We start from the raw sequence: 17,275 nt of genomic DNA, 5'->3' as shown, positions 1-17,275 counted from the left end.
GTTCCGGCGTGTCACCCAGTGCTTCATTGATCGACCGCATCGAATCGATACCGCGGCGCGAGCTGTATTTCTTCGCGCTGTACCGCCTGCTGATGGCCACCGTCATCGGCGCGCTGCTGTTCAGCCCGCTGAGCGGCCTGGTGGGAACCGCCGACCACCCCCGGCTGGCGACCTTCGTGGCCAGCGGCTATCTGGCGGTGGCCGTGCTGGTGCTGCTGTTCGGCCGCAACGAGCGCTGGCTGCGCACCATCGTGGTGTGGAGCGTGGCCGCCGACATCATCGCCGCCACCCTGCTGGCCCATGCCCTGCCCGGGGCCAGCGCGGGCATCTCGATGTCGTTGCTGTTCAATATCGCCGCCGCCGCGACGCTGCTCCCATTGAGCATGGGGCTGGGCCTGGCCGCGGCCGCCAGTGCCGCCACCGCCGGCGAGTATCTCTGGAAACAGATCGAAGGCGGCGACCCGACCCGCACGCTGGCCGAACTGGCCATGTTCGTCACCAGCTACCTGGCCATCGCCTTCATCAGTTACCAGGTCGGCAACCGCGCCCGCATGAACCAGCAACTGGCCAACCAGCGCGGCGATGAAGTGGCCAACCTGTTCCAGATCAACGAACTGATCATCCGTCGCATGCGCACCGGCGTGATCGTGGTGGACGGGGCCAATCGCATCACGCTGGCCAACGAAGCGGCCTCCACCCTGCTCGGCGATGCCGACGGCAACAGTGGCAGCGGCCGGCTGGAACTGGGCAGCGCCGCGCCCGAGCTGAGCCGCCGGCTGCTGCGCTGGCGCAATGGCTGGACCAATGAAGAGATGCCCCTGCAGCTCTCGCCGGACCAACCCGAAGTGCAGCCACGCTTCGCCCGCCTGCTGGCCGGCAGCGACCTCACCCTGGTGTTCCTGGATGACTCGACCGTGGTCTCGCGGCGTGCCGAGTCCTTGACGCTCTCGGCGATGGGACGCTTCTCGGCCAGCCTGGCCCATGAGATCCGCAACCCGCTGGCAGCGATCAACTACGCCGCGCAGCTGCTGGAAGAATCCACCGATATCGGCGACACCGACCGCCGCCTGCTGCAGATCATCAACCAGCAATGCCAGCGCACCAACGGCATCGTCGAAAGCGTGCTCGGGCTGGCGCGGCGCGAACGCGCCAACCCGGAGAACGTGGACCTGGCCGCGTTCGTGCGCCGCTTCGTACTGGAGTACAAGCAGGGCCTGTCGCTGGAAACCGACAGCGTGGAACCGATCATCAGCGAGACCTCGGTGCACGCGCTGGTCGACCCGCGCCACCTGCACCAGATCCTCACCGTGCTGGTCCACAACGCGCTCAAATACGGCCGCGTGGCCGATGAGCCGGCCCGCGTGCGGCTGCGCGTGGCGCGCCAGGAGCGCACCGCCATCATCGATGTGATGGACCGTGGCCCGGGCATTCCCGAGACGGTTGCCAGCCAGTTGTTCCGGCCCTTCTTCACCACCTCCGAGCACGGCACCGGGCTGGGCCTGTATATCGCCCGGGAGCTGTGCCGCGCCAACCAGGCACGGCTGGAGTACGTCTCGGTGCCTGCCGGTGGCGCCTGTTTCCGGCTCGTGCTGGCCGGCCCGCACACGATGATGGCCGGATGAGCGGCGCATACCTGGTCGCCTCCGTCAAACATTTGTCGCCAATGACTGCCCTCGGCTATCTTCCCTCCTTATGAATGACACCCGCAGCGCCCTCGTCGTCGATGACGAGCGTGACATCCGCGAACTGCTGGTACTGACCCTGGGCCGCATGGGCCTGCGCATCAGCACCGCGGCCAACCTCGCCGAAGCCCGTGAACTGCTGGCCAGCAACCCGTACGACCTGTGCATCACCGACATGCGCCTGCCCGACGGCAACGGCATCGAGCTGGTCACCGAGATCGCGCAGCACTACCCGCGCACGCCGGTGGCGATGATCACCGCCTTCGGCAGCATGGACCTGGCGGTGGAAGCCCTGAAGGCCGGCGCCTTCGATTTCGTCAGCAAGCCGGTCGACATCTCGGTGCTGCGCGGCCTGGTCAAGCACGCGCTGGAACTCAACAACACCGAGCGCCCCGCTCCTGCACCGCTCGCCCCGGAACAGGCCGCACGCCTGCTCGGCGACTCACCTTCGATGGATGTGCTGCGCGCCACCATCGGCAAGGTCGCGCGCAGCCAGGCGCCGGTCTACATCCTTGGCGAATCCGGCGTCGGCAAGGAACTGGTCGCGCGCACGATCCACGCGCAGAGCGCCCGCGCGCCCGGCGCCTTCGTGCCGGTCAACTGCGGCGCCATTCCGTCAGAGCTGATGGAAAGCGAGTTCTTCGGCCACAAGAAGGGCAGCTTCAGCGGCGCGCATGCCGACAAACCCGGCCTGTTCCAGGCGGCGCATGGCGGCACCCTGTTCCTGGATGAAGTGGCCGAACTGCCGCTGCAGATGCAGGTCAAGCTGCTGCGCGCGATCCAGGAGAAATCGATCCGTCCGGTCGGCGCCGCCACCGAGGTGCCGGTGGACGTGCGCATCCTCTCGGCCACGCACAAGGACCTGGGCGAACTGGTCGAGGACGGGCGCTTCCGCCACGACCTGTACTACCGCATCAACGTGATCGAACTGCGCGTGCCGCCACTGCGCGAACGCCGCAGCGACCTGCCCGCGCTGGCCGCCTCGATCCTGGCCAGGCTGGCCCGCACCCACGGCCGCCCGACCCCGCTGCTGGCGCCCTCGGCGCTGGACGCCCTGGCCCAGTACCACTTCCCCGGCAACGTGCGCGAGCTGGAGAACATCCTCGAGCGTGCCCTGGCGCTTGCCGAGGAAGACCGCATCGGCGCCAGCGACCTGCGCCTGCCCCAGCACGCGCCGCGCTTCGGGGCCGGCAGCGCGCCCGCCACCCAGGAAGAAGCCGTGGTCGACCTGCCCGCCGGCAATGGCGCCCTGCCCTCCTACATCGAGCAGATGGAGCGCACCGCGATCCAGAAGGCGCTGGAAGAAAACCGCTGGAACAAGACCCGCACCGCGGCCCAGCTGGGCATCACCTTCCGGGCGCTGCGCTACAAGCTGAAAAAGCTCGGCATGGAGTAGCGCCACCCCATGGGTGGCGACCCAGCATCCGCCAGCCCAGAACCAGAAAGGCCCGCTTGCGCGGGCCTTTCCGTATCAGCCAACCGCGCTGATCAATCCTTGGTGACCCGGTTGATCTCCGCCAGACCGGTCACCCCGGCGGCGGCCTTGGCCAACGCGGACTGGCGCAGATCGTTCACCCCGGCCTGCTGCGCGGCCTCGGCGATCTGCAGCGCATTGCCACCGGCCAGCACGATCGTGGAGATTTCGTCGGTCATCGGCATCACCTGGTAGATACCGGTACGGCCCTTGTAGCCTTCGGTGCACTCATCGCAGCCGACCGGCTCGAACAGCTTGATGCCCGCGTCCAGCTGGGCCTGGGTGAAGCCTTCGGCCAGCAGCGCGTTGGCCGGCAGCTCCACCGGGCGCTTGCAGTGGTTGCACAGCCGGCGCGCCAGGCGCTGGGCGATCACCAAGGTCACCGAGCTGGTGATGTTGTACGGCGCAATGCCCATGTTCATCAGGCGCGCGATGGTCTGCGGCGCATCGTTGGTATGCAGCGTGGAGAGCACCATGTGGCCCGTCTGCGCCGCCTTGATCGCGATTTCGGCCGTTTCCAGGTCGCGGATTTCGCCGACCATGATGATGTCCGGATCCTGGCGCAGGAACGAGCGCAGCGCCGCGGCGAAGGTCATGCCGCGCTTGACGTTCTGCTGCACCTGGTTGACGCCGGGCAGGCGGATTTCCACCGGATCTTCGGCGGTGGAAATATTGCGCGTCTCATCGTTGAGGATGCCCAGCGCGGTATACAGCGACACCGTCTTGCCCGAGCCGGTCGGGCCGGTGACCAGCACCATGCCGTAGGGCTTGTGAATCGCATCCAGGAACAGTTTCTGCTGCGCCGGCTCATACCCGAGCTTGTCGATGCCCAGTTTGGCGGCACTGCCATCGAGGATACGCAGCACCACCTTCTCGCCGAACAGCGTCGGCAGCGTGCTGACGCGGAAATCGATCTGGCGGGTCTTGGAGAGGTTGAGCTTGATGCGCCCATCCTGCGGCACGCGCTTCTCGGCGATATCCAGCTGCGCCATCACCTTCAGGCGCGCGGCGATGCGCTGGTTGAGCTTGACCGGGGCCTTGGCCACGTTCTTGAGCAGACCATCGATGCGCAGGCGCACGCGATAGTCGTCTTCGTAGGGTTCGAAATGGATGTCCGAGGCGCCCTTGCGGATGGCGTCGATCAGGACCTTGTTGATGAATTTGACGACCGGGGTGTCATCGCCCTTGGCGTCGATCCCCGCATCGGTGGTACCGCCTTCTTCGTCGCCGGCCGAGACATCCAGGTCGCCCATGTCATCGTCACCGCCGCCCAGCGCCGAGCCCAGGGTGTCCTGGCTGGTCTGCCACTGCTCCAGCGTGCGGCGGATCTGTTCCTCGTCCACCAGGATCGGCTCGACCACCAGGTTGGTGTGGAACTTGATCTCATCCAGCGAATGGGTCGGGTTGCTGGTGCCCACGAACAGCCTGCCACCGCGCTTGAACAGCGGCAGCACGTGGTGCTTGCGCAGCAACTCCTCGCTCACCAGCTTCATGGCGTTGTGGCTGCTGTCGAACGCGGACACGTCCAGCAGCGGCATGCCGAACTCCAGCGCATTGGCGGCCGCCAGCTGCGCGGCGGTGACGAGCTTCTTCTCCGCGAACCACTGCGGCAGCGGCTGCCGGGCGGCGGTGGCGTCGGCCATGGCGGTGCGGGCGGCGGCCTCGTCCAGCGCGCCGTCCTGGACCAGGCGGCGGGCGATGCCGGTGATGCCGACGAGGTTGGCGGTGGCGGCGACAGTGTTCATGGGGTGGGCTCGATCAGGTCGTAGCTAGGGTAGCAACAGAGCAACATCGAGGTTCGCGAATAAAAATGCCCGCGATTACTCGCGGGCACTTTTTCAGCAGTCCGATATTGATATCGTCGGAATTGAAAGGGCTGTTATGCTGCCTTAGCCTTATTCAGATCGTCGCACGGCTTATCCTTGTACGGCCCACTGGACTTCTTGACAGTGCACTTCCACTCGATGGGAGCCTTGTCATCAGCCGGCGGCGTAGCGGTGATCTCCACGTTAGCCGAGTCGTCATTCGACTTGCCCGCAAGCTTCACATCGCTAAGATCCTTGCCGGTGCAGTTAGCAACGCCCGCACAGATATCAGAAGCTTCCGAAGCAAAATTTTCCGCAACCTTGATCTTTTCGCCAGCCACGGTAGCAATCGCCTGAGTGATCTTGGCGCGCGCGGTGTAGTTCTTGTACTGCGGCAGCGCGATGGCGGCCAGGATCGCGATGATCGCCACGACGATCATCAATTCGATCAGGGTAAAGCCCTTCTGGTTCTTCATGTGTACATCCCCTAGAGATAGATAAGGTGTAGAGCACTGGGCCGTCGCCATGCCGGCAAGCCGGTTGAGCGGGGCGGGCGCCCTGTGCGGGTGGATCGAAGCAGGTTGCATGCCAACTGGGTCGGCAATGCTCCCCAGCATTCCCCGGCGCAATGATGGCAGCAATCTTCCGGATTGGAACCCCCCGCGCAACAAATTGCGACGGACCCGGCAATGTGACCGGCCGCGTCACCTTCTGACCCACCCGGTCCGGCCAGCCCATCGCTTCGGGGCACCCCGAAGGACTGCCCAGCGCCAACGGAACCGGCTACCATGCCGCGAGATAGCCCGCCTGGGGATGGCGTGGCTGGGGAGCCAGAAAATGTCTGTCAGCCGTAGTGCGATCAAGAAAGAGCCCGTGGTCCGCAACACCATGGAGCTGCAACCGTTTGTCTGGGTGGGGACCGACAAACGCGGCGTCAAGATGAAAGGCGAAACGCCGGCCAAGAATGCCAATCTGCTGCGCGCCGAGCTGCGCCGCCAGGGCATCACGCCCAACGTGGTCAAGCCCAAGCCCAAGCCCCTGTTCGGGGCGGCCGGCAGTGCGATCAGCACCAAGGACATCGCCTTCTTCAGCCGCCAGATGGCGACGATGATGAAGTCCGGGGTGCCGATCGTCAGCTCGCTGGAGATCATCGGCAGCGGGCACAAGAACCCGCGCATGCGCAAGATGGTGGAGAGCGTCCGCACCGACATCGAGGGCGGCTCCTCGCTGTACGAGGCGATCAGCAAGCATCCGGTACAGTTCGACGAGCTCTACCGCAACCTGGTCCGGGCCGGCGAAGGCGCCGGTGTGCTGGAAACCGTGCTCGACACGGTGGCCAACTACAAAGAGAACATCGAGGCCCTGAAGGGCAAGATCAAGAAGGCCCTGTTCTACCCGGCCATGGTCATCGCGGTGGCCTTGATCGTCAGCGCGATCCTGCTGATCTTCGTGGTGCCGCAGTTCGAAGACGTGTTCAAGAGCTTCGGTGCAGACCTGCCCGCCTTCACCCAGCTGATCGTGGCCGCGTCCAGGTTCATGGTCGCGTGGTGGTGGCTCATTCTGCTCATCGTGATTGGCGGAATCGTGGGCTTCATCTTCGCCTACCGGCGATCCCCCTCGATGCAGCACGGCATGGACCGCTTCATCCTGAAGGTGCCGGTGATCGGCCAGATCATGCACAACAGCTCGATCGCCCGGTTCGCCCGGACCACGGCGGTGACCTTCAAGGCCGGCGTGCCGCTGGTGGAGGCGCTGGGCATCGTGGCCGGCGCCACCGGCAACAAGGTCTACGAGGAGGCCGTGCTGCGCATGCGTGACGATGTCTCGGTCGGCTACCCGGTCAACATGGCCATGAAGCAGGTCAACATCTTCCCGCACATGGTGGTGCAGATGACCGCCATCGGCGAAGAGGCCGGCGCCCTGGACACGATGCTGTTCAAGGTGGCCGAGTACTTCGAGCAGGAGGTCAACAATGCGGTCGATGCCTTGAGCAGCCTGCTCGAACCGATGATCATGGTCTTCATCGGTGTGGTCGTCGGCGGTATGGTGGTCGGCATGTACCTGCCCATCTTCAAACTCGCCTCCGTGGTTGGATAATCAATAAATGGCATTTCTCGACCAGCATCCCGGCCTCGGCTATCCCGCCGCGGTCGGGCTGGGGCTGCTCCTTGGCAGCTTCCTCAACGTCGTCATCCTGCGCCTGCCCAAGCGGTTGGAGTGGGAGTGGAAGCGCGATGCGCGCGAAGTGCTGGAAGAGCCGGACATCTACGAGCCACCACCACCGGGCATCGTGGTGGAGCCCTCGCACTGCCCGCACTGCAAGCACAAGCTGTCCTGGTACGAGAACATCCCGCTGTTCAGCTGGCTGGTCCTGCGCGGCAAGTGTCGCCATTGCCATGCCCCGATCTCGATCCAGTACCCGCTGGTGGAGCTGCTGACCGCCGTGCTGGTGGCCGCCAGCGTCTGGCAGTTCGGGTTCGGCTGGCAGGGCTTCGGCGCGATCGTGCTGAGCTGCTTCCTGGTGGCGCTGTCCGGTATCGACCTGCGCACCCAGCTGTTACCGGATCAATTGACCCTGCCCCTGATGTGGCTGGGCCTGATCGCGGCCAGCGACAACCTGTACATGCCCGCCAAACCGGCCCTGCTGGGTGCCTTGGCGGGGTATCTGTCGCTGTGGTCGGTGTGGTGGCTGTTCAAGCAGCTCACCGGCAAGGAAGGCATGGGCCACGGCGATTTCAAGCTGCTGGCCGCGCTGGGCGCCTGGTGTGGCCTCAAGGGCATCCTGCCGATCATCCTGCTGTCGTCCATCGTGGGCGCCATCGTCGGCTCGATCTGGCTGTACTCGCGCGGCCGCGACCGGGCCACGCCGATTCCGTTCGGGCCCTACCTGGCCATTGCCGGCTGGATCGTCTTCATGTGGGGCGAGCCGTTGATCAACGGCTACCTGAGCTACGCCGGCCTGCGTTGAGGGCCGCGCGATGAGCCGCTTCGTGATCGGGCTGACCGGCGGCATTGCCGCCGGCAAGAGCGAGGTCAGCCGCCGCTTCGAGGCGCTGGGCATCACCGTGGCCGACGCCGATCTGGCCGCACGCGCGGTGGTGGCGCCGGGCAGCGAGGGGTTGGCGCGGATCGCCGCCCACTTCGGGGACGCCATCCTGCAGGCCGACGGCCAGCTGGACCGTGCCGCGCTGCGGGCCCGCATCTTCGATTCCACGCAGGCGCGCCAGGCGCTGGAGGCGATCACCCACCCGGCGATCCGCCAGCTGCTGCGCGAGAGCTGCGAGCAGGCCGAGGGACCGTACGCGATTGCCGCCATTCCCCTGCTCACCGAGGCCGGCGGCCGCCAGCAGTACCCCTGGCTGGACCGCATCCTGGTGGTGGACGTGCCGGTGGCCGTGCAGCACGCGCGGCTGATGCAGCGCGACGGCATCGATGCCGCGCTGGCCGATCGGATGATTGCCGCCCAGGCCAGCCGCGAGGCGCGCCTGGCGCTGGCCGACGACGTGGTGGTCAATGATGGGCACCCGGACAATCTGCAGGCGCATGTGGAGCGGCTGGATCGGGCCTATCGGGAGTTGGCGGCTCGGTAGAACTGGGGGAGCCGACCAACTCGGTGAGAGGAGAGCCGACCAACGTCGGTGGCAGGAGCCGACCAACGGTCGGCTCTACCGTTTCAGGCGGGGGAGAAGGTCAGCGTGGCGATGACGCCGCGCCCGGCGCCCGGCCGCACGTTGACCTGCCAGCCGTAGAGATCGCACAGGCGGCTGACGATGGACAGGCCGATCCCCCCACCCTGCGAATGACCCGCATGCGTGCCGCGGTAGCCGCGCTGGAACAGCTTGGCGGCATCTTCCTCGCTCAGGCCGGGGCCGCTGTCGATCACCTCGACCGCGTTGTTGCCCACCCGCACGCGCACCGCGCCTTCCTTCGAATACTTCACGGCATTGCCGATCAGGTTGCCCAACGCGACCGAGAGCGCCGATTCCGGTGCATCGATCACCAGGTCGTGGTTGCCTTCCAGGATCAGTTCGAGCGGCTTGCCGCCGAGCTGGGCACGGTGCGAATCCAGCAACTGCTCGGAGACCCGCGCGACATTGCTGCTGCCCTGCCCGCGCTCGTTGCGCGAGAGCAGCAGCAGCGCGCCAATCAGATCGGTACATTGCTGCTCGGCACGCTGGATGCGCTGCAGGCGCTGCAACACCTTGGGATCGAGATCCGGGCGGGTCAGCAGCAGCTCCGTAGCACCGCGGATCACGGCCAGCGGCGTGCGCAGCTCATGGCTGACGTCGGCGTTGAACTCGCGGTCGCGCTGCACCACTTCGGTCAGCCGCGCGGAGTAGTCATCCAGCGCTTGGGCCAGCTGGCCCACTTCATCGTCCGGGAAGCGCGGTGCCAGCGGTTCGGGCTCACTGGTGCCACCGCGATACGCACGCAGGCGGGCGGCCAGATCGGAGACCGGCTTCATCACCTTGGAGGCGGACCACCAGCCCAGCACCAGGGACAGGGCGCTGAACACCAGCACGGAGAAGAACAGCGCGCGCTTGAGCTGCTCCTCGCCGCGGATGCTCTCGGTCATGTCATAGGCGAGGAAGAACCATGCATCCGGCGCTTTGCGCACGGCCAGCTTGTAGGAGAACGGTTCGTTGTGCTCGTCCACGCCGCTGAGCTTGTAGTTGCCTGTGGCAAACGCCGCCCACTCCGGACGCTCTTCGCGCACGCGGTCGAACTTGTCGCTGGGATAGGCGAAAGCACGGATCTGCTGCACGGGGACGGCGGGATTGCGCCCCGGGCTCTCGTAGAACCGGCGCGCGAACTCATCGATGTTGCGGTTCATCACGTCTTCGACGAGCTGGTTCTCCACCCGGGCCCGCGCCCAGTTGGTGGCAAACGCAAACAGCGTGGTCAGGCAGAAGCCCAACAGCACGAACGAGACGATGATGCGGCTGCGCAGCCGCCGCCGATATGGCGCGCGGCGACGCTCCCCCTTCCCCGTCACCGGATCAGGCTTCCGGCGCGGCGATGCGGTATCCGATGCCATGGCGGGTCTGGATCATCGGGACTTCGAAGGGCTTGTCGACCACGGCGCGCAGGCCGTGGATGTGCACGCGCAGGGAATCCGAATCCGGCAGCTCTTCGCCCCAGACCCGGGTTTCCAGTTCCTGGCGGGTGACGACGGCCGGGGAGGCCTCCATCAGCGCCTGCAGGATCTTCAGCGCGGTCGGGTTGAGCTGCAGCAGCTTGCCCTGGCGGCGCACTTCCAGCGTGTCCAGGTTGTATTCCAGATCGCCGGTTTCCAGCACGCGGGTCTGCACGCCCTTGCCGCGACGCGACAGGGCGTTCAGACGCACCTCGACTTCCTGCAGCGCGAACGGCTTGATCAGGTAGTCGTCGGCGCCGGAGTCGAAGCCGGCCAGTTTGTTGTCCAGCGAATCGCGGGCCGTCAGCATCAGCACCGGGGTCTGCTTGCGCGCCTCGTTGCGGAGCTTGCGACAGACCTCGATCCCATCCATGCCGGGCAGGTTGAGGTCCAGCACGATCGCGTCGAACTCATGGACGACCGCCAGGTGCAGGCCGGTGACGCCATCGGCGGCGAAGTCGACGGTGTGACCGCGGTCTTCGAGGTAATCGCCGAGGTTGGCGGCAATGTCGCTGTTGTCTTCGATGACGAGAATTCGCACTGGGACCTCTGATTCGTGGGGGTTCAACGGAAAGAACGGAGCCGCAGGGCAGCGATGGGAACGGGACTGCGCGACCTCACGCTGACCATACAGCGTCGATTCTTAACATTAGACACCGTCGAATGCTGGCGCAGCGTCAAAACCCAGCGGTGATCACCTGGCATCTTTGGGTTCGGAAATCCGAAGCTCGCGCTTCATCTGCCGGGCGTCTTCCGTGGCCTGGCGGCGCTGGGCCACCGTCATGCAGGTGCGCTGGGGGCGGTTGCTGCCGATCGGACGTTCGCTGCGGCAGACCATGCGACTGTCTTCCTTGGCGTTGGTCATCAAGGTGTTGACCACTTCCTGGTCGTTGAAGACCTCTACTTTCTGCGGCGGGGTGAGCTGATCGAATCGCTCACGGCCCGCCATCCTGGTGCGGATACGGTCCAGAGCGGCCTGGACGCGGCTCTTGTCGGCCGCGCTCAGCTCACTGTAATCCTCACTGTGCAGCGCGCGCTCGACCTTGGCCAGCTGCTCGGCAACCGGCGCATCGTCGGCGAGCGCCATCGCGGCCTCATCGGGGTTCGCCGGCGGCTTGGCATGGGCACCCAGCGAAAGACAGCCGAGCAGCGCGACAGCGATGATTCGATGCATCTGTGACATCTGCGACTTCCTTATCCACATGAATGAACACCAACTCTACGAGGATGCACTGGGCCCGACAAGTTACTCATGGCAGGGGCCGCGGGCCCTGCGCGGGCAGAAAAAGGCCCGGACAGACGAAGCTGGCCGGGCCTGAAGGTGTTTCCCGATTACCGATCCTGCTGAGGAGGGCAGAGCTGCGGTTCGACAGAGCCTACGCCGGGGTCGATTAAACCGATGTTAAGACCTCGATCGGCATTGAAAAACCCGATCAACCCTTTGTATTTGAAGGCTTTTTCAACGAAGCGACGTGATCAATGATGCGCCCGGCCAGGTCGGCCTGGCAGATCGCCTCGATCCCCTCCAGGCCGGGGGTGGAGTTGACCTCCAGCACCAGCGGGCCGCGGCTGGAGCGGATCAGATCCACGCCGGCCACGCCCAGCCCGAGCGCCTTGGCCGAGCGCACCGCCACCAGCTGCTCGGCCCGGCTGGCCTTGGCGGCGCGGGCGCTGCCGCCGGCATGCAGGTTGGAGCGGAAGTCTCCCTCCGGCGCCTGCCGTTGCATCGCCCCGACCACCTGGTCACCCACCACCAGGCAGCGCAGGTCGGCGCCCTGCGCCTCGCCGATGAACTCCTGCATCAGGAAGTTGGCGTAGAGCCCGCGCAGCACCTCCACGATGCCGCGTGAGGCGCTGGCCTTCTCGGTCAGGATCACGCCACGGCCCTGGGTGCCCTCGTTGAGCTTCACCACGTGCGGCGGCGGGCCGAGCATCGAGAGCAGATCGACGGTGTCGTCCGGGTTGTCGCCGAACACCGTGACCGGCATGTCGATGCCCTTGGAGGCCAGGATCTGGTGCGCGCGCAGCTTGTCGCGGGCACGCAGGATCGCATCGGAGGGGTTGGGCGTGCGGGCGCCCATCATCTCGAACTGGCGCAGCACGGCCGTCCCGTAGCGGGTGACCGAAGCACCGATGCGCGGGATCACCGCGTCCACCCCGGTGATCGGCCGGCCCTTGTAATGCATGGTGAAACCATCCGCGGCGATGCGCATGTAACAGCGCAACGGATCGAGGATACGCACGGTATGGCCCCGCGCACGCGCGGCCTCCACCAGGCGACGCGTGGAGTACAGCTTGCTGTTGCGGGACAGGATGGCGAGTTTCATCGCGGCGCAGGGGCTGGAAAGCGCGAAGCATAGCGCGTGGCGTGTAGGCCGCGATGACGGACGGCGCTCGCGATCCAGCTGCCCGCATCCGGCACTTTCCCGCTGTTAATGGGCTGGGTGCACGCCGCGAGACCGGGGCGCCGTCTTCAACTATCAAGCAGAGCAGTGCCGTACGAGTTGTCTACAGCGCAAAGCCAGCTGCCGTCCGTTTCCCGACGAAACACGTAGGTGGCCCGGCGAACCGTCGAGATCGGAGCGCCCTCTTCATCAGTGGTATCCAGCCAGGTTTCCATGACAACCAGCGCCGTTTCCCCGCCCTCAATCACTTCCATCTTGCCTTGGCGGACCTTCAGTTTGCCGTCGAAGTAAGAAGAGATTGCCTCGAATGCGCTTTTGATCTGGTCCTTGCCCCTGGCGTACATGCCCGGCTTCACCACCAGGGTGGCGTCATCTGTGTAGAACCGCATCAGGCCATCGAAGTCCTTCGCCGATATGGATCGGTCTGCGGCTTCGATAAGGGTCTTCAGGGGATGATCGGACATTCTTGACTCCAAAAATGGCCGCGGCGGAAAAACAAAACCCGCCTCGCGGCGGGTTGCGTTGTCTGAAACAAGACGCGCTCTACCCACCCTTATGGAGGGTGGCAATAATCAACGTGCGGGCGCGTACAAGTGGCATGCAGTGACCGTATCACTGGCGTCGAAAACTGGCAAACCCGCCAGCAAGCCCCAGCTGAAGGCTCGATCAAGACCCAGGCCTGACCTGAGCACAAAAATTGCGGAGGGGATCGGAGGGTGCGGAGCGGCCGGCATCCCCAAAAGCACAGGAGGACATGGAGCGGGTGAAGGGAATCGAACCCTCGTCAGTAGCTTGGGAAGCTACAGCTCTACCATTGAGCTACACCCGCAAGGCGCGGCGTAAGTCTATTCGGGCGGGGCCCTCAAACGCAACGGGCGGCACTGGGCCGCCCGTTGTTTCACGCTTTCCGGCGCCGTGCGCGGCGCCCGCGAACGGGCACTGCGCACGTTGGATCAGAAGCTGCCGCCGAAGCTGGCGAACAGCGACACGTCACGTGCACGCTTCTGCATCGTGGTGGTGCTCATGCCGATGTTGCTGCTCAGGCCCCACAGGTTCAGGCGCGCACCCAGCACGGCGGTGGCGTAGTTCTTGTCGAACTCCAGGCCCGGCACCTTGTACATGCCCACGTCCGGCATGGACTGCAGCCAGGCGCTGGCCTGCTTGGTGTCCTCGAACTCATGGTCGTAGGTGACCTGCACATACGGCTTGACGTTGCCGCCGTCGAAGCGGGCCTGCCAGCCGACGCGGCCGACGGTGGAATCCGTGTCCTGGTCGCCATAGCCCAGCGCCGAGGCGCTCGGGTTGGACTCGGTGTAGCCGTCCAGCTTGACCTTCTGCCAGATCACGGCGGCGACCGGACCGTGGCGGAAGCCGCCCTCGGTGCCGAACTCGTAGCCGGCGTTCAACGCGGCGGTCAGGTTGCTGCCTTCCGGCGAGCCCTTGTGGATGCGCGTGGCCGGGCCGAGCTGCAGCTTGCGGGTCACGTCGTAATCCAGCCAGCTGTAGCTGAGCTGGCCGTTGACCCAGGCGCGGTCGCCGTACCAGCCGGCGAACAGGCCCAGCGTGGTGTCGGACTGGGTGAAGTCACCCTTGTTGTTGCCGAAATCGGCGTCCATGCGGCCATAGCCGGCGAAGCCGCCGACCACCATGCCGTCACGCGCCCAATCCACGCCGAACAGGCCGGCCGGGGCCATGCCGTCGTACAGATCGGCGTGGGCGTAACGCTGCATGTCGCCGCGCAGGTTGCCCCACCAGCTCAGGCCGTCGGCCGGACGGCCATCGACGTGCCAGCTGACCTGGTCGGCGCGCGAGCGACCGATGGTCTGCGCCGAGTGGGTCAGCACCTGCTGGTTGCGCGGGGCCTCCAGGATCGACAGGGTGTACTGGCCCAGCATCTCGTGGGTGGCGGTGGTCGGGTGCACGCCGTCGGCGAACACATAGCTGTTGGCCGCGTTCGGGGTGACGTAGCTGGTCGGGTTGCAGGTCAGCGAGGCGGCCGTGGTGCAGGCCGGGCTGGTCGCGTTGACGAAGCCGTACTGGCCCGGGTTGGCGACGATTTCCTGCAGGATGTGGAAGGTATCGACCGGGATCACCTGCAGGCCGGCGGCCTTCAGGCCACCGAACAGGGCGTCGTTGTACGCCTTGGCCAGCGCGGTGCCGGCCGCCATGCCCGCCGGGCCACCGGCGCGGGCGCCCGGGGTCAGGCCGACGTCGGGGATGGTCGGCACCACGATGTACTCGGCGCCGGCCGCCTTCAGCGTGCCGACGATGCCGACCTGGTCGGTGACGGCACCGGTCAGGGTCGGGACCAGCGGTGCGCCGGCCTGGATCGCGAACAGGTCGTTGGCGCCGCCCCACACGGTGTACAGCGCCTTCGGGTCGGCCTTGCCGCCGTTGGCCGCCAGGTACTGCGCGGTCTGGGTCTTGAGCGAGTACACCGGCACGGCCGGGGTACCCGGGATGAGCACCTGGCTGGTGTCCACGCCGACACGGGCGCCGCCGATGGCGTAGTTGTCACCGTTCTGGCCGTTGCCGTGGGCACCGGCGTTGGTGCCGTAGTAGTTGGCGACATGCTCGGCCCAGGTCCAGCCGGGGTTGGTGGTGGACTTGCCGGTCACCGCCTGCACCGCCGCCGGCAGCAGCGGGCGGAAGTAGCCGGAGTCGGTCAGGCTGTCGCCGATGAAGACGGTCTTGGTATACGGCGACTGCGCCATGGCCGGCGCTGCCGCCAGGGCGATGGCCACGGCCATGAGGGAACGGATCGGGCGTTTGCTGAGCAACATGGAAACTCCTTGCAGGTGGGGAAGACGGCGGGACGTACGCCGGCGCACGGTGCCATGTTTCCACTGCACCCGGCCCGCATCACGCTGCGCTGCGGCATGAACGCCCCAGCCCCGCCGCCCGGCCATCGTTGGCCTGGCGCTCGCGGCACTGTTGCCGCGCGGCGCACAGGGTACGCACTGACGGGTGATTGAAGGACAATAGCGTCATGAACATCCAGCTCAACGGCGAAAACCGCCAGCTTCCCCACACCGCGACCGTCCATGACCTGCTGCTCAGCGAGCAGCTGCTCGAGCGCCGCGTGGCGGTCGAGGTCAACGGCGAGATCGTGACCCGCAGCCAGCACGCCAGCCATGGGCTGTGCGATGGCGACGTGGTGGAGATCGTGCATGCGCTGGGCGGTGGCTGAGGCAGCATCGTGACGCGCGATAGGCGATAATTCGGGGCATGAACGCACCTGTCCCCACTGATTCGCTGGTGATCGCCGGCAAGACCTATGCTTCCCGCCTGCTCACCGGCACCGGCAAGTTCAAGGATCTGGAAGAAACCCGCCTGGCCACCGAGGCCGCGGGCGCCCGGATCGTCACCGTGGCGATCCGCCGCACCAACATCGGGCAGAACCCGGGCGAGCCGAACCTGCTCGACGTGCTGCCGCCGGACCGTTACACCATCCTGCCCAACACCGCCGGCTGCTACACCGCCGAGGACGCCGTGCGCACCTGCCGGCTGGCCCGCGAGCTGCTGGACGGCCACAACCTGACCAAGCTGGAAGTGCTGGGCGACCAGAAGAGCCTGTACCCGGATGTGGTGCAGACCCTCAAGGCGGCCGAGCAGCTGGTCAAGGATGGCTTCGAGGTGATGGTCTATACCTCCGATGATCCGATCCTGGCCAAGCGCCTGGAAGAGATCGGCTGCGCCGCGGTGATGCCGCTGGCCGCGCCGATCGGCTCGGGCCTGGGCATCCAGAACAAGTACAACCTGCTGCAGATCATCGAAGACGCCAAGGTGCCGATCATCGTCGATGCCGGCGTGGGCACGGCCTCCGATGCGGCGATCGCGATGGAGCTGGGCTGCGATGGCGTGCTGATGAACACCGCCATCGCCGGTGCACGCAACCCGGTGCTGATGGCCAGCGCGATGCGCAAGGCCGTGGAAGCTGGCCGCGAGGCTTTCCTGGCCGGCCGCATTCCGCGCAAGCGCTACGCCAGTGCGTCCTCGCCGATCGACGGGTTGATCGGCTGATGACCAATCCTTTCGACAGCGCCGGTGCCAAGGCACCGCCCAAGCCCTTCACCATCACCGAAGGCCGCCGCGAGGTCCGCAGTTTCGTGCTGCGCCAGGGCCGCTTCACCCCCGCCCAGCAGCGTGCGTTCGACGACCGCTGGCCGCGTTTCGGGCTGGACTTCACCGGTGAGCCGCGCGATCTGGATGCCACCTTCGGGCGCGATGCGCACAAGGTGCTGGAGATCGGTTTCGGCAACGGCGCGGCGCTGCGTTTCGCCGCCCAGCAGGACCCGAGCCGCGATTACATCGGCCTGGAAGTCCACGCGCCCGGCGTCGGCCGCCTGCTCAACGCGCTGGCCGACGACAACGCCGACCACGTGCGCCTGTACCACCACGATGCCGTGGAAGTACTGGAGAAGGAAATCGCCGATGGCGCGCTGGATGAAGTGCGCATCTATTTCCCGGACCCGTGGCATAAGAAGCGCCACAACAAGCGCCGCCTGATCCAGCCCGGCTTTGCCGAGCTGCTGGTACGCAAGCTGCGCATCGGTGGCCGCCTGCACTGCGCCACCGACTGGGAAGACTATGCCGAGCAGATGTGGGAGGTGCTCGACGCCACCGCCGGGCTGACCAACCGGGCCGGCCCGCGTGGGCAGGTGGAGCGGCCGGAATGGCGCCCGCAGACCCATTTCGAAACCCGTGGCCAGAAGCTCGGCCATGGTGTGTGGGACCTGTTGTACGACCGCACCTGATCCGACTAGGAACCG

At 66.2% G+C, this 17,275-nt stretch carries 16 protein-coding genes and 1 tRNA gene; 8 read left to right on the top strand and 9 right to left on the bottom strand.

The genetic code is table 11. The features are described from left to right. Positions 1 to 8 precede the first annotated feature (8 nt). Both ORK51_RS09025 and ORK51_RS09020 read left to right on the top strand, forming a co-directional pair. On the top strand, positions 9 to 1,622 hold the full coding sequence (locus tag ORK51_RS09025; RefSeq protein WP_070425791.1) for a sensor histidine kinase: 1,614 nt from the start codon (positions 9 to 11) through the stop codon (positions 1,620 to 1,622). Positions 1,623 to 1,692: 70 nt separating this feature from the next. Next, positions 1,693 to 3,078 (top strand): sigma-54-dependent transcriptional regulator, encoded by a 1,386-nt coding sequence (locus tag ORK51_RS09020; protein ID WP_046273839.1) that lies wholly within the window; start codon positions 1,693 to 1,695, stop codon positions 3,076 to 3,078. Positions 3,079 to 3,170: 92 nt separating this feature from the next. On the opposite strand, the gene pilB is transcribed toward ORK51_RS09020, so the two are convergent. Beyond that, on the bottom strand, positions 3,171 to 4,901 hold the full coding sequence (gene pilB / locus ORK51_RS09015) for a type IV-A pilus assembly ATPase PilB (RefSeq protein ID WP_019183939.1): 1,731 nt from the start codon (positions 4,899 to 4,901) through the stop codon (positions 3,171 to 3,173). A 134-nt stretch (positions 4,902 to 5,035) separates the two neighbouring features. Next, positions 5,036 to 5,437, bottom strand: a complete 402-nt coding sequence (locus ORK51_RS17865) for a prepilin-type N-terminal cleavage/methylation domain-containing protein (protein ID WP_323054011.1) — start codon at positions 5,435 to 5,437, stop codon at positions 5,036 to 5,038. A gap of 361 nt (positions 5,438 to 5,798) precedes the next feature. Here ORK51_RS17865 and ORK51_RS09005 point away from each other — a divergent pair, with 361 nt between their 5' ends. The 3 genes from ORK51_RS09005 to coaE are packed head-to-tail and all read left to right on the top strand — an operon-like array spanning position 5,799 to position 8,551. Next, positions 5,799 to 7,058, top strand: coding sequence for a type II secretion system F family protein (locus ORK51_RS09005; protein ID WP_266084757.1), 1,260 nt, complete (start codon positions 5,799 to 5,801; stop codon positions 7,056 to 7,058). A gap of 7 nt (positions 7,059 to 7,065) precedes the next feature. Next, a complete protein-coding gene (locus ORK51_RS09000) occupies positions 7,066 to 7,929 on the top strand; it encodes a prepilin peptidase (protein WP_046273837.1) in 864 nt (287 codons plus the stop codon). Between the two features lie 10 nt (positions 7,930 to 7,939). After that, positions 7,940 to 8,551: a dephospho-CoA kinase gene (coaE, locus tag ORK51_RS08995; protein ID WP_266084756.1), complete on the top strand. Its 612-nt coding sequence runs from the start codon at positions 7,940 to 7,942 to the stop codon at positions 8,549 to 8,551. A gap of 83 nt (positions 8,552 to 8,634) precedes the next feature. Here the strand turns inward: coaE and ORK51_RS08990 are convergent, their stop codons facing one another. From ORK51_RS08990 to ORK51_RS08960, 7 genes are all read right to left on the bottom strand, one after another. Then, on the bottom strand, positions 8,635 to 9,999 hold the full coding sequence (locus ORK51_RS08990; RefSeq protein WP_070425794.1) for a sensor histidine kinase: 1,365 nt from the start codon (positions 9,997 to 9,999) through the stop codon (positions 8,635 to 8,637). Then, on the bottom strand, positions 9,962 to 10,639 hold the full coding sequence (locus ORK51_RS08985) for a response regulator transcription factor (protein ID WP_019183933.1): 678 nt from the start codon (positions 10,637 to 10,639) through the stop codon (positions 9,962 to 9,964). Before ORK51_RS08985 ends, ORK51_RS08990 begins: the two co-directional genes overlap by 38 nt. 153 nt (positions 10,640 to 10,792) lie before the next feature. Next, a complete protein-coding gene (locus tag ORK51_RS08980; RefSeq protein WP_266084755.1) occupies positions 10,793 to 11,272 on the bottom strand; it encodes a hypothetical protein in 480 nt (159 codons plus the stop codon). A 259-nt stretch (positions 11,273 to 11,531) separates the two neighbouring features. Beyond that, positions 11,532 to 12,425 carry a 30S ribosomal protein S6--L-glutamate ligase gene (gene rimK, locus ORK51_RS08975; protein WP_266084754.1) on the bottom strand — a complete coding sequence of 298 codons (894 nt, stop codon included), beginning with the start codon at positions 12,423 to 12,425 and terminating at the stop codon, positions 11,532 to 11,534. A 146-nt stretch (positions 12,426 to 12,571) separates the two neighbouring features. After that, a complete protein-coding gene (locus ORK51_RS08970; protein ID WP_266084753.1) occupies positions 12,572 to 12,967 on the bottom strand; it encodes a YybH family protein in 396 nt (131 codons plus the stop codon). Positions 12,968 to 13,258: 291 nt separating this feature from the next. Beyond that, positions 13,259 to 13,332 (bottom strand) — tRNA-Gly (locus tag ORK51_RS08965). A gap of 124 nt (positions 13,333 to 13,456) precedes the next feature. Continuing rightward, a complete protein-coding gene (locus ORK51_RS08960) occupies positions 13,457 to 15,286 on the bottom strand; it encodes an autotransporter domain-containing esterase (protein WP_019183929.1) in 1,830 nt (609 codons plus the stop codon). Positions 15,287 to 15,492: 206 nt separating this feature from the next. Here ORK51_RS08960 and thiS point away from each other — a divergent pair, with 206 nt between their 5' ends. Genes thiS through trmB form a run of 3 tightly spaced genes read left to right on the top strand, consistent with a single transcriptional unit; the run spans position 15,493 to position 17,260 of the window. Next, positions 15,493 to 15,693: a sulfur carrier protein ThiS gene (gene thiS / locus ORK51_RS08955; RefSeq protein WP_019183928.1), complete on the top strand. Its 201-nt coding sequence runs from the start codon at positions 15,493 to 15,495 to the stop codon at positions 15,691 to 15,693. 38 nt (positions 15,694 to 15,731) lie between these two features. Beyond that, a complete protein-coding gene (locus ORK51_RS08950; RefSeq protein WP_019183927.1) occupies positions 15,732 to 16,526 on the top strand; it encodes a thiazole synthase in 795 nt (264 codons plus the stop codon). After that, positions 16,526 to 17,260: a tRNA (guanosine(46)-N7)-methyltransferase TrmB gene (gene trmB, locus ORK51_RS08945; RefSeq protein ID WP_266084752.1), complete on the top strand. Its 735-nt coding sequence runs from the start codon at positions 16,526 to 16,528 to the stop codon at positions 17,258 to 17,260. The genes ORK51_RS08950 and trmB overlap by 1 nt, the downstream gene beginning before the upstream one ends. Positions 17,261 to 17,275 lie beyond the last annotated feature (15 nt).

Source organism: Stenotrophomonas sp. RIT-551, assembly GCF_026241915.1.
Classification (GTDB): domain Bacteria; phylum Pseudomonadota; class Gammaproteobacteria; order Xanthomonadales; family Xanthomonadaceae; genus Stenotrophomonas; species Stenotrophomonas bentonitica_A.
This window is presented reverse-complemented; position numbering and strand designations above follow the sequence as displayed.